Source organism: Serratia inhibens (assembly GCF_003591175.1).
Lineage (GTDB): Bacteria > Pseudomonadota > Gammaproteobacteria > Enterobacterales > Enterobacteriaceae > Serratia > Serratia inhibens.
The window spans coordinates 156,307-171,976 of the sequence record NZ_QYYG01000008.1 but is presented as its reverse complement, the minus strand read 5'-3'; the positions used below and the strand labels follow the sequence as shown (position 1 = coordinate 171,976).

Below are 15,670 nucleotides of genomic sequence, written 5' to 3'. Positions count from 1 at the left end.
CCTGAGTCACCATTGGGAGTACCCGCAAATCAATACAGAGGGGGGATTTTGATAATCGCCAAATATAAAAAAGGTCAGGGCCCTGAGGCACCTGACCTTTTTGTTGCCCTTTGCCCAGCGACATTGCACGCCGGGCAGGCAAATCAACGCATGGTAACGAACTCTTCCGCTGCGGTCGGGTGGATCGCCACGGTATTGTCGAAGTCTTTCTTGGTAGCGCCCATCTTGATGGCGACGGCGAAGCCTTGCAGGATCTCGTCCATACCCAGGCCGATGCCGTGCAGGCCGACAATCTTCTCTTCTTTACCCACGCACACCAGCTTCATGCGGCACGGTTGGCGGTGCTGCGTCACGGCGCTGTACATGGCGGTGAAGGAAGACTTATACACTTTCACGCTGTCGGCGCCGAATTTCTCGATAGCTTCCGGCTCGGTCAGCCCGATAGTGCCGATCGGCGGGTGGCTGAACACCACGGTGGCGATGTTGCTGTAATCCAGGTGCTCTTCCGGCTTGTTGTTGAACAGGCGTTCGGACAGGCGGCGGCCGGCGGCGACCGCGACCGGGGTCAGTTCAACCGCGCCGGTGTTGTCGCCCACCGCGTAAATGCCTTTTACGCTGGTGTTCTGGTATTTATCGACGTCGATATAACCATTTTCGTTGGTTTTCACCCCGGTAACGCTCAGGTTCAGGTTATCGGTCGCCGGTTCGCGGCCAATCGCCCACACCAGGCTGTCGACGGTGAATTCCTTGCCGTTTTCCAGTTGCAGCGTCAGGCTGCCGTCGGCGTTCTTGACGATGGCTTTCGGCACGGATTCGGTGTGCAGGCTTGGCCCTTCGGTGTTCATCACTTCCACCAGGGTTTCGACAATCATCGGATCGAAGGTGCGCAGCGGTGCGTGTTTACGCACGAACAGGTGGGTTTCGGCCCCCAGTGCGTTCATCACGCCGGCGATCTCCACCGCGATATAGCCCGCGCCGACCACCGCAACGCGTTTTGGCATCGCATCCAGCTCGAAGAAGCCGTCTGAATCGATACCGTATTCGGCGCCTGGAATATCAGGGTGGCTCGGGCGGCCGCCGGTGGCGATCAGGATATGGTCGGCGGTGATCTTCTCGCCGTTCACTTCCACCGTGTGGGCGTCGATAAAGCGCGCGAAACCTTTAATCACGTCGACTTTGTTTTTGCCCAGCACGTTGTCGTAGGAATTATGGATACGGTCGATATAAGCGGTGCGGTTGGCGACCAGTTTCTTCCAGTCAAAGGCGTTGACGGTGGTATCGAAGCCGTAATCCGGGCCGTACAGGTGGATGGCCTCGGCGATCTGCGCCGCGTGCCACATGACTTTTTTCGGTACACAACCCACGTTTACGCAGGTGCCGCCCAGTTCCTTGGCTTCAATCAGTGCGCATTTCTGGCCATACATGGCTGCCCGGTTGATCGATGCGATGCCGCCGCTGCCGCCGCCAATTGCTAGATAATCGTAATGTTTGGTCATCTGGGATTTCCATGAATTGTGTGAATCGAAGAGGGTAAGAGTTTAACGCCTGATACGGGTTTGTCGCAAAGGTTGCGTCGATGGTTGCGATAGGTGGGGTATACCCGTCATCTTTCAAGTTGCAGCGTTGTTATCTGCACTCGCTCACCCCAGTTACTTACTTAAGTAAGCGCCTGGGGATGAGCGAGTTGGCCGCCTAGCTGCAACTTGAAAGCTATAGGGTATAAAGGCGCGGCGTACCGCGCCCGGGGGGCTTATTCCGGCACCACCCAGTTCACCAACTGGTGGCCATTGCCCGACGGCACCAGCGTTTTGTGCAGCCACGGCAACACGTTCTTCATCTGCTGTTCCAGCTTCCACGGCGGGTTAATCACGATCATACCGGAGGCGGTCATACCGCGCTGATCGCTGTCGGGCCTTACCGCCAGTTCGATCTGCAAAATATTGCGGATGCCGGTGGCTTCCAGCTCTTTGAGCATGCGTTTGATCTGCTGGCGCATCACCACCGGATACCACAGCGCGTAAGTGCCGGTGGCAAAGCGTTTATAGCCTTCCTGCAAGCCTTTGATCACGTCCTGATAATCGGTTTTCATCTCGTACGGTGGGTCCATCAGGATCAACCCGCGGCGCGACAGCGGCGGCAACTGGGATTTCAACTGCTGGTAACCGTCGGCACGTTGCACCTTGGCGCGTTCGTCTTTCTGGAACTCGCTGCGCAGCAGCGGGAAATCGCTCGGGTGCAGCTCGGTCAGGTGGATTTTATCCTGCGGGCGCAGCAACTGACGGGCAATCAGTGGGGAGCCAGGGTAGTAACGCAGCCTGTCGGTGCGGTTAAAGTTGCGTATCACGCTCATGTAAGCCGCCAGCTCTTCCGGCAGATCGTCACGTTGCCACAGCAGGCCGATGCCTTCCAGGTATTCCCCGGTGCGTTCGGCGTGCTCACCGCTCAGCTGATAGCGCCCTGCGCCGGAGTGGGTATCCAGGTACAGGAAAGGTTTGTCTTTTTCTTTCAGCGATTCAATGATCAGGCTCTGAACGGTGTGCTTGAGCACGTCGGCGTGGTTGCCGGCGTGGAAACTGTGGCGGTAACTTAACATGGCTGGTGGTAATTCCTTGTGCTCCTGCGGAGCATGCTGAACAGAATGAAGGCTTATAATCTGCACAGTATAAACTGTCTGGCAGGGAAAAGTTGAAAGCAATCTCAAGAACCAATAGCCCCGCGCCCGAAAATCGGAGATTTACTGTCAAAGCGGGGCACTAAGCGACCTACGAAGCGGGCAGGCGTGGCGGGGATAGCATTGCGCGTAAGGTTCACTTATTTTCGCACGTAGTCCACAGGAAACAACGATAAAAATGAGAGGTTGGTTAGATAAATTTAACTGTTAATATAAAAAACTGGCGAAGATGCTTTATGTTATTCATTTATTTGTCTTAAAAAACCTTAAGGGAAGTATTATGAAAGATGGCGCTAAAAGTCCAAAAGTATTTATATCATACTGCTGGGACGGTCAGTCCCGACAAGAAAAAATTGAAGGATTGGTTCAGCGTCTGGCTGCTGACGGTATCGATTCGATTGTAGACCTCTATGACTTGAAGGAAGGTGATGACAAGTATCATTTTATGGAAAAAATGGTTACTGATGAAACTGTAAGTCACGTATTAGTTATTTGCGACAAAAGTTATTCTGACAAAGCAAATGAGAGGAGGGCTGGTGTTGGTACTGAGTCTCAAATAATTTCGCAAGAAATATATTCTAAAGTTTCGCAATCTAAGTTTATTCCACTAATCTATGAGTTGGATGAAAATAACAATGCCTGCACTCCTGTTTTTTTAAAAAGCCGTATTTATTTGGATTTTTCAAGCCCAGAAAAAGAAAATTCCAATTGGGAACGTTTTGTCAGGTTACTCTATGGACAACCAGAATTGGTTAAGCCAGCATTGGGACAAAGGCCAGCTTATCTTAATGTAAAAGAGACAAAAAATACTTATGGAATGGATGCAAAATTAAGAACATTAAAAAGTGCTTTATTATCAGATAAAGTGGCTATTTCAATATACAGAGATGATTTTTTAGATTCATGTTTCCAGTTTGTAGATTCATTAAGAGTTAGGGTCGCTCCGACTAAAGAAGAAGATTTTGCTCAAAAGGTGATTGATGACTTCAAGCAACTAGTAATAGCAAGAAACTTACTTGTGGACTGGTGTCTGATGGAGGCAAAATATAATAAAGATGATTTTTCTGATAGTCTGCTTTACACGCTTGAAAAACTCATGGAACTAAGTTCTAGACCTGCTGAAATGAATTCATGGAATGATGTTTACTTTCATGCTCACAGGGCATTCACATATGAATGTTTCCTTTATATCGTGGCAGCCTTGATTAAATGTGAGAATTTTTCGACTGCCCATGATGTATTTACTTCTCATTATAAACTTCCAGACACATCTTCATATAATAACGTCGATTTTTGTGGTTTCGAAGAGCTATATTATCAATCTGATTTCCTTCAGGAAAAGCTAGCCCCGCCGGGACGGAGATTAAATTCCACTATGGCAGAGTTAATGAAAATCAATGCTAATAGAGATGACTTGAAATTCAGTGATATAATACAGGCTGATTTGATATCCACAATGTTTATGCTTATTAAACCAATGGCTCTTTGGTATCCTCAAACCCTGAATTATGCGTCATATCCAGCGAAATTTCCTTTCTTCATTAGAGCTGCGCAACACAAAAATTTCATGAAGCTATTAAAATTAACCGGTTTTGATAATAAAAAAGAATTAAAAGAAAGCATAATGAATGGTCTTACGTTACTAGATAATCGCGGTTTTGGCGGAGGATTTAGGAATATGTCTTATTCTAGTATGCTGAATATAGAGGGTTGGGATACTATAAAATAATTCGTATTTTCAATTAAGAACATTTCTTTCAGTGATACCGCGGCAGAGTGTAATTCTGCTGTGGGTATCATTCGCGGATATGTCAGGAGTTTTGTTTTCTTCATTACGTAGATCATGTGGTGGATCACTAAATTGACTATTTATAGTGAAATTACTGTAGTTATCAATAAAAATAAATTGGTTATGTTTTTATTGTGTTTGTGGCGGTAACTTAACATGGCTGGTGGTAATTCCTTGTGCTCCTGCGGAGCATGCTGAACAGAATGAAGGCTTATAATCTGCACAGTATAAACTGTCTGGCAGGGAAAAACTGAACTGCGTTGCCGCAGGTAATTAAAGGGAGCGATAAGACGATGAGCGAAAACGCGATTTTGGACCGCTACCCCGACGCTGCGCGTTGGGCATTCGGCGATGGGCCCGAGTTGGCCAATGAACTGCTGCAGCGGGTGCTGAGCGGGGATAAAACGGCGACCTGCGGTTCTTATGCCAGTTACCGGCAAGAGAAGTCGCCTATGCTGGGCGATTATAGCGTCATCCTTGATGGGCGTGGGGAACCCGCCTGCGTGATCAGAACGCTCTCCCTGCGGCTGATCCGCTACTGTGACGTCATCGCCGAGATGGCGGCCAAAGAGGGTGAAGGGGATAAAAGCCTGGCGTTCTGGCAGCAGGGGCACCGGGCTTTTTTCAGCCGTGAAGGCAGCTTCGCACCGGATATGTGGCTGGTGTTTGAAGAGTTTGAATTGGTAGAGGCGATTTGATCAGATAAGGAGCGACGATGAGCTGCATCTTTTGCGACATGGTGGCAGGCAAAGTGCCGTGCCATAAAATCTGGGAGGACGACGCGCATATGGCGTTTCTGTCCATTTACCCGAATACCGAAGGTTTCAGCGTGGTGATCCCCAAGGCGCATTTTGACAGCTACGCCTTTGCGCTGCCGGACGAGGCGCTCAGCGAACTGATGCTGGCGACCAAGCGGGTGGCGCAATTGCTCGACCGGGCATTCGACGACGTCGGCCGCTGCGGTATGGTGTTCGAAGGCTTTGGCGTCGATCACGTGCATGCCAAGCTGATCCCGATGCACGGCACCGCCGGGTTGGCTCAATGGCAGCCGATAGAATCCAAATCGACCAAGTTTTTCGATCGTTACGAGGGTTATCTTTCCTCGCACGATGCCGCGCGCGCCGACGATAAGCATCTGGCGGAATTGGCGGCGAAAATCCGCCAGAGCACAGTTTAAGGCACTATCTATCAACGCCCGGCCATTGATTTTCCCGCTGCTTGGCTCCATGTTAGATATTCATTCGCATTTTAAGGCCTGCCCGCTGCGGCGGGCCCCAACGCTAATCAGGACTGCCCTATGACAAATCCGTTGCTGACACCGTTTTCCCTGCCGCCGTTTTCCGCCATTCGCCCTGAAGATATCGTGCCTGCGGTGCAATCCGCGTTGGCCGATTGCCGCGCTGCGGTAGAGCGCGTGGTCGCGCAGCCGGGGCCGTTCACCTGGGATAATCTGTGTCAGCCGCTGGCGGAGTCGGACGATCGCCTGTCGCGCATCTGGTCGCCGGTCGGGCACCTGAATTCGGTCAAAAACAGCCCGGAGCTGCGTGCCGCCTACGAACAGGCGCTGCCGCTGCTGTCTGAATACGGCACCTGGGTGGGCCAGCATGAGGGGCTGTACCAGGCGTATCGCAGCCTGAAAGAGGGCGAAGCCTTCAACCAACTGACTGCACCACAGCGCAAGTCGGTGGAAAACGCGCTGCGTGATTTCGAACTGTCGGGCATTGGTCTGTCGCCGGAAAAACAGGCGCGCTACGGCGAGATCGTCGCGCGCCTGTCCGAGCTGGGTTCCACCTACAGCAACAATGTGCTCGACGCGACTATGGGCTGGAGCAAACTGATTACCGACGAAGCCGAGCTGAGCGGCCTGCCGGAAAGCGCGCTGGCACAGGCCCAGGCGATGGCGCAGGCCAAAGAGCAGGATGGCTGGCTGCTGACGCTGGATATGCCGAGCTACCTGCCGGTGCTGACCTACGGCGATAACCCTGCGCTGCGTGAAGAAATGTACCGCGCCTTCGCGACCCGCGCTTCCGATCAGGGGCCGAACGCCGGCAAATGGGACAACAGCGAAGTGATGGCGGAAACGCTGGCGCTGCGCCACGAACTGGCTGAACTGCTGGGCTTTGCCAGCTATGCCGACAAATCGCTGGCGACCAAAATGGCGGAAAACCCGGAGCAGGTGCTCGGTTTCCTGAGCGATCTGGCCAAGCGCGCCCGGCCGCAGGCCGAGAAGGAACTGGCGCAACTGCGCGCCTTCGCCAAACAGCATTACGGCGTGGATGAGCTGGAAGCCTGGGACATCACCTATTACGGCGAAAAACAAAAACAGCACCTGTTCTCCATCAGCGACGAACAGCTGCGCCCGTACTTCCCTGAACAGCGCGTGGCAGAAGGGCTGTTCGAAGTGGTGAAACGCATTTACGGCATTACCGCCAAAGAACGCAAGGATGTGGATACCTGGCATCCTGAAGTGCGTTTCTTTGACCTGTTCGATGCCGACGGCGAACTGCGCGGCAGCTTCTACCTTGATCTGTATGCGCGTGAAAACAAACGTGGCGGCGCCTGGATGGACGACTGCGTCGGCAGCCTGCGCAAGGCCGACGGTTCGCTGCAAAAACCGGTCGCTTACCTGACCTGCAACTTCAACCGCCCGCTGGGCGACAAACCGGCGCTGTTCACCCATAACGAAGTGACTACGCTGTTCCATGAGTTCGGCCACGGTCTGCACCATATGCTGACCCAAATCGATACCGCCGGCGTCTCCGGCATCAGCGGCGTGCCGTGGGATGCGGTCGAGCTGCCGAGCCAGTTTATGGAAAACTGGTGCTGGGAACCGGAAGCGCTGGCCTTTATCTCCGGCCATTATCAGAGCGGCGAGCCGCTGCCGAAAGAGATGCTCGACAAGCTGCTGGCGGCCAAAAACTACCAGGCGGCGCTGTTTATCCTGCGTCAGCTGGAGTTCGGCCTGTTCGATTTCCGCATGCACGCCGAATACAGCCCGGAAAAAGGCGCGCAAATCCTGCCGACGCTGGCGGAAGTGAAGAAAATGGTGGCGGTGGTGCCTTCACCGAGCTGGGGCCGCTTCCCGCACGCCTTCAGCCATATCTTTGCCGGCGGTTACGCGGCGGGTTACTACAGCTATCTGTGGGCGGAAGTGCTGTCTGCCGATGCCTACTCGCGCTTTGAGGAAGAGGGGATTTTCAACGCCGAAACCGGCAAATCCTTCCTCGACAACATCCTGTCGCGCGGCGGTTCGGAAGAGCCGATGGAACTGTTCAAACGCTTCCGTGGCCGTGAGCCGCAGCTGGATGCTATGCTGCGCCATTATGGCATTAAAGGATAACCCACCGGTGAGCGTGTGTTTATTGTGTGAAGAAGGCGCCGATCCCGGCGCCTTGTCTATTCTGGCGGAGCGCTGGCAGTTAACGTCGGATGACGACGCGCCGATGGCGCTGGTGTTGACGCCGCAGCGGCTGGAGCTGCGCAAACGCGACGAACCCAAACTGGGCGCGATTTACGTCGATTTCGTTTCCGGCACCCTGGCGCATCGGCGCCGTTTCGGCGGCGGGCGCGGTGAGGCGGTGGCGAAGGCGGTCGGCATCAAGGGCAATTATCTGCCGGAGGTAGTGGACGCGACGGCCGGGCTGGGGCGTGATGCCTTTGTGCTGGCTTCGCTGGGCTGCAAGGTGCGGATGCTGGAACGCAATCCGGTGGTGGCGGCGCTGTTGGATGACGGCCTGCAACGCGGCTATCAGGATGCGGAAATCGGCCCGTGGCTGCGTGAGCGTTTGACGCTGCTGCATGCCTCCAGCCTGACCGCGCTGACCGGCCTCGATCCGCGGCCCGAAGTGGTGTATCTCGATCCTATGTATCCGCACAAGCAAAAAAGCGCGCTGGTGAAGAAAGAGATGCGGGTATTTCAGTCGCTGGTGGGCAGCGATGACGACGCCGACGGCCTGCTGGAGCCTGCGCGTCGGCTGGCGACCAAGCGGGTGGTGGTGAAGCGGCCGGATTACGCCCCGCCGTTGGCCAACGTGCCTGCACACGCGGCCAGCCTGACCAAAAGCCACCGCTTCGATATTTATATGCCGTTGTAAGCTATTCCCATGGGGCGAAAGTCTTCGTCCCGCTGTTATTCCTGCTCGCGCAGGCTTTTCCCGACGTCACCTCCCGGATGTACCGCCAGCAGGGTTTCTTTGCTGTAACCGCTGCGCTCCATCAGGCAGGCGCAGGCGGCATCGAAAATCGCCAATACCAGCACGATAGACGTAGTTGCCAGCATATTTAGCGGATCTATCTCGTTTTCCACCCCGGTGCGGATCACCAGCTGCGCCGCATGGGCGATCGCCGAATGCGGGTTTTCCGTCACGCCAATCAAGGGCACGCCTTTGGCCTGCAGCGTCGGCAGCAGGCGAGTCAGCTCGTCGGAATTGCCGCCGCGCGAAATCAAAATCATCAGATCATCGCCGCGCAGAAAGCCCAAATCGCCGTGTGCCGCGTCGGTGGCGTTCAGGTAGATCGCCGGCCGTTCCACGCAGGCCAGCATATGGGCAATCTTGCGCGCCGCAATGCCGGAGGTGCCGACGCCGGTGACCACAATCTTGCCCTTGCACGCCGCCAGCAGCGTCAGCAGCCGTTGCCAGGTGGGCGCGTCGATGCGTTGGCCAAGTTGCGCCAGTTCGCGGCTGTAAATGGCCCAGGCTTCAGTCGCTCGCTGCCATTCCTGCTGCATCAGGCTTCCTCCTGCATCAGCCGGCGGTATTTCATATGGTCGTTATACAGCTCATGGAACACGCGGTATTTGCGGTCGTAATAGCTTTTTATTTTGTTGGTCTGTGGCGTGACGGTTTTACCTATGCGGCTCATGGCGCTCATCGCTTCCGGCAGTGTGTCGAACACGCCCGCCGCCACGGTACCCATCATCGCGCCGCCCAGCAGCATCGCTTCGCTCTCCTCCGGCAGCAGCATGGCGCAGCCGGTGGCGTTGGCATGCTCTTGCACGAAGATCGGGTTCTTGGTGCCGCCGCCGCTGGCCATAATGGTATCTATGCTGTAGCCGCTGTGGTTCATGGTTTCGATAATATGGCGGGTACCGAGCGCGATCGCCTGGATGGTCGCCAGATAGTGCAGCGCCATGTCCTCCGGGGTGCGCGACAGTTTCAGCCCGGTCAGAGTACCGGTCAGCGTCGGGTTGGCGCGTGGCGAACGGTTGCCGTGGAAATACGGCAGCATGTGAATATCCTGGGTCAGGAAAGCGATGTCTTCCGGTTCGCCGGCCATGCGGCGCAACAGGGCGTTCAGCACCTCATAAATGGTCTGCCCCTGGGTCTTCGCCTGCGCCAGCAGATCCTGATAGCACGGATGAGACTGGATTACGTGGTCAATCAGCGCGCCGGTAGCGGACTGGCCGCCTTCGTTCAGCCAGTATTCCGGCAGAATTGCCGAGTAATACGGCCCCCACACACCGCCGATAAAGCGCGCGGTGCGCGACATCGCCATATGGCCGGTAGAAGTGCCGCCGATCAGCGCGACGCGGCGGTTAAAGTCCGCCACTTCACCGGAAACCCCGGTGGCCCCCAGAGTACCGAGGGTACCGGCATGCGCGTCGATGATCGACACGCTGACCGCCGTGCCGGCAATCAGGCCCATCTCGCCGGCGGCGCGTTGCGTCAGGCCGTGGCCCAGCGGTTCGCCCATCATTTTTACGTCGCTGCCGATCTTGGCGGCGTCGTGTTCCAGCACGTCTTCCAGCCCAATCTGTTTGAAATAACTTTTGTCCCAGCGCTGCTCATGGCCGAGGTAAGTCCATTTGCACACCGTCGAACACAGCGAACGGGTGGCATCCTGGGTGGCGCGCCAGGTGAGGAAATCCGGCAGGTCAAACAGGTAACCGGCATTGGCCCAGGTGGTCGGCATATGCTGCTTCAGCCACAGCATTTTAGGGGTTTGCATCTCCGGCGAGATGATCCCGCCGACGAAGTCCAGCACCCGGTGTTTGGTGGCGTTGATGCGCTCGGCCTGAACGATCGCCCGGTGATCCATCCACACGATGATGTTCTGCTCGGTGCGGCCGGACGGGCTGACGGTCAGCGGCTGGCCTTCTTTATCCAGCACCACCAGCGAACAGGTGGCGTCGAACCCCAGCCCTTTGACCTGAATCGGGTTGATATCGGCCTGGTTGACCGCATCGCGCACTGCGCTGCACACCGCTTGCCAGATATTGTCCGAAGACTGTTCGACAAAGTCCGCCTTCGGGCGGTACAAATCGATGGGCCGGCTGGCCTGCCCGACCATGCGGCCGTTGAGATCGAATACCCCTGCGCGTGCGCTTCCGGTGCCTACATCTACGCCAATAAAATAACTCGCCATTATTCTTCTCCAGTCAGGCTTTTCGATTCTGTAATGCGATAAACAGGATCAGCACACCGCCCCACAGGGCCATGGTCAGATAGCTGCTGACGCCCAGCAGGTTGAGGCCGCTTTCCAGCATTTGCAGCACAATCAGCGCCAGCACCAGGCCAAGCACCCGGCCAAAACCGCCGTCCGGATTAATGCCGCCCAGCACCGAGGCCAGAATGGTCACCAGCAGGTAGGATTCGCCGTAACCCGCCTTGGCCGAGTTGAACTTGGCCATCATCAATAGCGCTGCGCCCCAGCCGAGCAAGGCCGACAGGATATACACCGCGATCTGCACCCGGGCGGTATTGACCCCGCTAAAACGGGTGGCCTGCTCGTTGGAGCCGATCAGGTACAAACTGCGGCCCAGCGTGGTGTGCTCCAGCAGCAGCCACAGGCCGACGGCCACCAGCAGGAACAGCAGCAGCGCCACCGGAATGCCGAGCAGGCTGCCGTTGCCGAGGTACTGAATCACTGCCGGAAAGCCGGAGATCACCGCGCCGTTGGACAGCAGGATATTCAGGCCGGTGATCAGCGTCATGGTGCCGAGCGAGGCGAGAATCGGCGAAACGCCGATCCAGGCGACCAGCACGCCGTTGAGCGCGCCGATGGCGACCGCGACCAGCAGCCCGGCCAGCAGCGCCAGCGCTAAAAACAGCGGTTGATCCGGATGGCTGACGATAATCGCCGCCATCACCAGTGAGCAGGCGTTGGCACCGGCGATAATCGACAGATTAATGCCGCCGGTCAGCATGGTAATGCCCATTCCGAGTGCCAGCATGCCGAGGATCGGCAACTGCGAGGCGATCGACTGGAAGTTGCCGACGCTGAAGAAACGCGATCCGAGCAGCCCGGCAAACAGCAGCGCCACGGCGATGATGATCGCGCTTTGCAGGCGGATGATCCGATCGTTCGGGATCAGGCGAGTTAACGAATTCATGTCATAGCTCCTTGGCCAGCTTGCGTTTTTCATTCCAGGCGGTGCTGCTGATGCTGATCAAAATGATCGCGCCGCTGAACACCTGGTGCCAGTAAGCCGACACGCTCAGCAGCGTCAGGCCGTTTTGCAGGAACGCCAGCAACACGACGCCAAGCAGCGTGCCGGTCAGCGAGCCGCGGCCGCCGGTCATGCTGGTGCCGCCGAGCACCACCGCCGCCAGCACCGTCAGCTCAAAGCCGAGCAGCGAGTTGGGCGCTACCGACTGGGTGATTTGCGCCTGAACCACCGCAGCGATACCGGCCAGAATACCCATGTAGCCATAAACGTAGAAGTGCAGCCGCAGCAGGTTCAACCCCAGGCGCGACGCCGCATCGCGGTTGCCGCCCATGGCGAAGATCTGGCGGCCGAGGCGGGTAAAGTTCATCAGCACGCCGGTGACGATCACCACCGCCAGCAGGCACAGCAGCGGCAGCGTCAGGCCGTAGTCGTAGCCATCGGCGCCCTGGAACGAGAACCAGTTGATGCCGTCCATAAACCAGTCCGGGAAACCGTACAACCAGGTGCCGTTGGTGGCGTACACCAGCAGGCCATAGAACAGGTTCAGGGTGGCGATGGTGATGATGATGGCCGGCACCTTCAGCCAGTACACCAGAAAACCGTTCACCAGCCCGAGCAACAGGCCGACGCCCATCGCCAGCACGAATGCCAAAGGGAAGCCGCCGCCGTGCTGGATAACCCAGGTAGCCATCACGTACTGGGCGATGGCGGTAATAGCCGGGAACGAAATGTCGATACCACCGGCAATCAGCACCACAAACAGGCCGCAGGCGAGAATGCCGAGAATGGCGTAGCTGGTGGCGACGTCGGTCAGGTTGCCGAGCGTCAGGAATTCGCTGGTGCCGGCGCTCAGGCCAATGGCCAGCAGCAACACCAGCAGGCCCAGGTAAAACTCGTGCCGGCCAGCCAGGCGGGCCAGTAATGACTTATCCATTCACCACCTCGGCGATCTGTTGTTCGGTGCTGTGGTGCGGCGAAAACTCGGCGATCAGTTCGCCTTTGCGCATCACCATTACCCGATGGCTGTTGTAATAGGCTTCCGGGATCTCGTCGCAGATCATCAACACCGCCATGCCGAGTTCGGCCAGATCTTTGGCGATCTGGTAGATCCCTTCTTTGTTGGCGATATCTACCCCGACGGTGGGCGAGTCGAGGATCAGGATCTTCGGCCGGGTCGCTACCCACTTGGCGATGGCGATACGCTGGGCGTTGCCCCCGGACAGGGTTTTGACCGGCAAAGCGCTGTCGGACACCTTGATGTTCAGGTCACGGATCAGCCGGTTGACCAGTTCGGTCGCCTTGGTGTGATCCAGCAACCCAAGCGGGGTATGCAGTTGATCAAACACCGTGACGATGGTGTTGTCGTAGATCGACTGTTCCATGATCAACCCCTGGGTCAGACGATCTTCCGACACGTAGCCGATGCCGTGGCGCACCGCGTCGCGGTTGTTGTGCAGCCGCACCGGTTGGCCGTCGATTTTGATTTCGCCGCTGTCCGGGCGCGTCATACCGAACAGGCTGAGGCACAGCTCGGTGCGGCCTGCGCCGAGCAGCCCGACGATCGAGACTATTTCGCCGCCGCGCAGTGAAAGGTTGATGTCCCGGTATTTGCCGCGGCGGTTGAGGTTGCGGACCTCGAGCAGCGGGGCGGTATCGGCTGGCGGGCGTGCCGGCAGCTGGCTGTAGTGGAAGCGTTGGCCCGTCATCAGGAACGCCAATTCGTGGCTGTCGAGCTGGCTTGCCGGGTAAGTGCCGACCAGCTTGCCGTCGCGCATTACGCTAATACGGTCGGCGACTTCCATCACTTCATCCAGGCGGTGGCTGACGAATACCACACAGATGCCCGCCGCTTTCAGCTCGTTGACCACCCGCAGCAGGCCGTTGACCTCCTGACGCGTCAGCGATGCGGTAGGCTCGTCCATAATCACCAGCCGCGCTTCGGCGGCAATGGCGCGGCAAATCGCCACCAGTTGGCGATCGGCAATCGACAGTTTTTCGACTTTTTTATCGGGATCGATATGCACCCCGACGCGCGCCATGGCGTCCAGCGCCATCTGGCGCATCACCTGCTTGCGTACCCAGAAATGGCCGCCGGGCAGATAGCGATGAATGGCGATATTTTCCGCCACCGTCAGATTGGGGAATAACGACAGATCCTGATAAATCACCTGAATACCGTAATGGCCGGAGAGCTGTGGCGTCAGGGAATGAAAGAGTTTGCCTTCCAGCAAAATATTGGCGCCTTTTTCCGGCTGATAAACCCCGGAAATAATTTTAATAATGGTGCTTTTGCCGCAGCCATTTTGCCCGGCCAGGCAATGCACTTCGCCGATATTCAGCGTCAGGTTGATCTGGTCCAGTGCCAGCACGCCTGGGAATTCTTTACTGATATTCTCCAGGGTGATAAATGCGGTGGATGTGGTGGAAGCGGTCATAGCGTTAACCTATGCAGGTTTTTATTATCCTAAGGTCGCAGCAGGCGCTGCGCCTTAGGTTATTGGATAACTTTCCCGGTGTGGCGTAATAGGTCATACCCGTGTGAAACGGGTAGGATTAAAATCCTAGCGATTTGGCATTATCTTTGGTCACTTCAAGAATTTTATTAAACCGAATCACTTTTTTATCCATATCGACGTCGGCTTTACCCAGCCCTTCGATCGACAAGTCTTTGGTCACTTCCTTGCCCTGCAACAGTTGGTCGGCCACCGTCACCAGCGCATAGCCGGCGTCTTTCGGATCCCACAACAGCGCTTTCTTGATATCGCCGCGCATCAGGTAAGGGGCGGCCTGCGCCGGCATGGCGATGCCCACTACGGCGATTTTGTCCTTGGCGCGCTTCTTGGCGACCGCCTGGCCGGCACCGATCGGGCCGAGGGAGCCAAAACCGATAATGCCTTTCATCTGCGGGTAGGTTTTCATCAAGTCCAGCGTGGTGGCGTAGGATTTATCGATGCTTTCCGCCACCGGCAGGCGCGAAGTGACTTCGAACATGTCCGGATATTTCGCCTTTTGGTACTTGATGGCGGAATCGGCCCAGGCGTTGTGCAGCGGCACGGTCAGCGAGCCGACGTAAATGGCGTAGCCGCCTTTGCCGCCCATGTCTTTCGCCAGCTCATCAACGTTGGCCTGCGCATACTTCTCGCTGTCGATGGTTTCGATGTCCCACTGGCCGATCTGCTGATCCGGGGATTCATGGGTCAGTACCACGATGCCTTTTTCGCGCGCTTTTTTCAGCACCGGTTCCAGCACCTTGGCGTCGTTTGGCACCACGATGATGGCGTTAACGTTTTTGGCGATCAGGTCTTCAATCACTTTGACCTGTGCGGCCGGGTCTGGGGTGGAAGGCCCGGTTTGGTAAGCGTTGACGTCGAGCTTTTTGGCCGCGTCGTTTACGCCCACTTCCATACGGTTGAACCAGGGAATGCCGGTCACTTTGGCAACCACGGCGATCTCGTACTTTTCAGCGGCAAAAGCAGGTGTTGTCGATAACATGCACGCAGAAACCACACATGCATTTAATAATGCGAGGTTAAATTTCATTTCGCTGTACCTTTTTTATCTGTAGGGGTGGCTGTTTTTCCACCAGTGCAGATTACAAAGGAATGGAAGAGGGGGCGTAACCGAAGTTGGGGAAATGTGATCCACGCACATTGAGGTAAAATTATGACGGTTTAAATGTTAATTAAATGTTTAATAATCTTGTGGTGGTAATATTACTACGATAAATCATCATTTATTTAACAAAATAAATCATAATTATTTACATTTGTGTAACTATCCAGGAGTGAGAATGGCGTTTTTGGGCGGTAAAAATGCCGGC

At 56.0% G+C, this 15,670-nt stretch carries 13 protein-coding genes; 5 read left to right on the top strand and 8 right to left on the bottom strand.

The window, feature by feature from the left end; genetic code table 11:
- Window positions 1-143: 143 nt before the first annotated feature.
- Window positions 144-1,496, bottom strand: a complete 1,353-nt coding sequence (gorA, locus tag D4100_RS20865; protein WP_006328703.1) for a glutathione-disulfide reductase — start codon at window positions 1,494-1,496, stop codon at window positions 144-146.
- Window positions 1,497-1,750: 254 nt separating this feature from the next.
- Window positions 1,751-2,593 (bottom strand): 23S rRNA (adenine(2030)-N(6))-methyltransferase RlmJ, encoded by an 843-nt coding sequence (locus D4100_RS20860; RefSeq protein ID WP_006328702.1) that lies wholly within the window; start codon window positions 2,591-2,593, stop codon window positions 1,751-1,753.
- Between the two features lie 358 nt (window positions 2,594-2,951).
- On the opposite strand from D4100_RS20860, the gene D4100_RS20855 reads away from it, so the two are divergent.
- The 5 genes from D4100_RS20855 (at window position 2,952) to rsmJ (ending at window position 8,554) form a co-directional block, all read left to right on the top strand.
- Window positions 2,952-4,400, top strand: coding sequence for a toll/interleukin-1 receptor domain-containing protein (locus tag D4100_RS20855; RefSeq protein WP_158586349.1), 1,449 nt, complete (start codon window positions 2,952-2,954; stop codon window positions 4,398-4,400).
- A gap of 353 nt (window positions 4,401-4,753) precedes the next feature.
- Window positions 4,754-5,158 carry an ASCH domain-containing protein gene (locus D4100_RS20850; protein WP_119805157.1) on the top strand — a complete coding sequence of 135 codons (405 nt, stop codon included), beginning with the start codon at window positions 4,754-4,756 and terminating at the stop codon, window positions 5,156-5,158.
- Between the two features lie 17 nt (window positions 5,159-5,175).
- Window positions 5,176-5,637, top strand: a complete 462-nt coding sequence (locus tag D4100_RS20845) for an HIT family protein (RefSeq protein WP_065506752.1) — start codon at window positions 5,176-5,178, stop codon at window positions 5,635-5,637.
- 120 nt (window positions 5,638-5,757) lie between these two features.
- Window positions 5,758-7,800 (top strand): oligopeptidase A, encoded by a 2,043-nt coding sequence (prlC, locus tag D4100_RS20840; protein WP_119805156.1) that lies wholly within the window; start codon window positions 5,758-5,760, stop codon window positions 7,798-7,800.
- The gene (rsmJ, locus tag D4100_RS20835; protein ID WP_119805155.1) at window positions 7,784-8,554 is read left to right on the top strand and encodes a 16S rRNA (guanine(1516)-N(2))-methyltransferase RsmJ; all 771 of its coding nucleotides are present in this window, start codon (window positions 7,784-7,786) and stop codon (window positions 8,552-8,554) included. The genes prlC and rsmJ overlap by 17 nt, the downstream gene beginning before the upstream one ends.
- 35 nt (window positions 8,555-8,589) lie before the next feature.
- Here rsmJ and D4100_RS20830 read toward each other — a convergent pair whose 3' ends face one another.
- From D4100_RS20830 to D4100_RS20805, 6 genes are all read right to left on the bottom strand, one after another.
- Window positions 8,590-9,189, bottom strand: coding sequence for a KpsF/GutQ family sugar-phosphate isomerase (locus D4100_RS20830; protein ID WP_119805154.1), 600 nt, complete (start codon window positions 9,187-9,189; stop codon window positions 8,590-8,592).
- On the bottom strand, window positions 9,189-10,826 hold the full coding sequence (locus tag D4100_RS20825; RefSeq protein WP_065506748.1) for an FGGY-family carbohydrate kinase: 1,638 nt from the start codon (window positions 10,824-10,826) through the stop codon (window positions 9,189-9,191). Before D4100_RS20825 ends, D4100_RS20830 begins: the two co-directional genes overlap by 1 nt.
- A 13-nt stretch (window positions 10,827-10,839) precedes the next feature.
- A complete protein-coding gene (locus D4100_RS20820) occupies window positions 10,840-11,793 on the bottom strand; it encodes an ABC transporter permease (RefSeq protein WP_065506747.1) in 954 nt (317 codons plus the stop codon).
- 1 nt (window position 11,794) lies between these two features.
- Window positions 11,795-12,784 carry an ABC transporter permease gene (locus D4100_RS20815; RefSeq protein ID WP_004951557.1) on the bottom strand — a complete coding sequence of 330 codons (990 nt, stop codon included), beginning with the start codon at window positions 12,782-12,784 and terminating at the stop codon, window positions 11,795-11,797.
- Complete coding sequence (locus D4100_RS20810; RefSeq protein WP_119805153.1) at window positions 12,777-14,285, bottom strand: sugar ABC transporter ATP-binding protein; 1,509 nt, start codon at window positions 14,283-14,285, stop codon at window positions 12,777-12,779. Before D4100_RS20810 ends, D4100_RS20815 begins: the two co-directional genes overlap by 8 nt.
- A 118-nt stretch (window positions 14,286-14,403) precedes the next feature.
- Window positions 14,404-15,390 (bottom strand): autoinducer 2 ABC transporter substrate-binding protein, encoded by a 987-nt coding sequence (locus tag D4100_RS20805; RefSeq protein WP_065506745.1) that lies wholly within the window; start codon window positions 15,388-15,390, stop codon window positions 14,404-14,406.
- Window positions 15,391-15,670 lie beyond the last annotated feature (280 nt).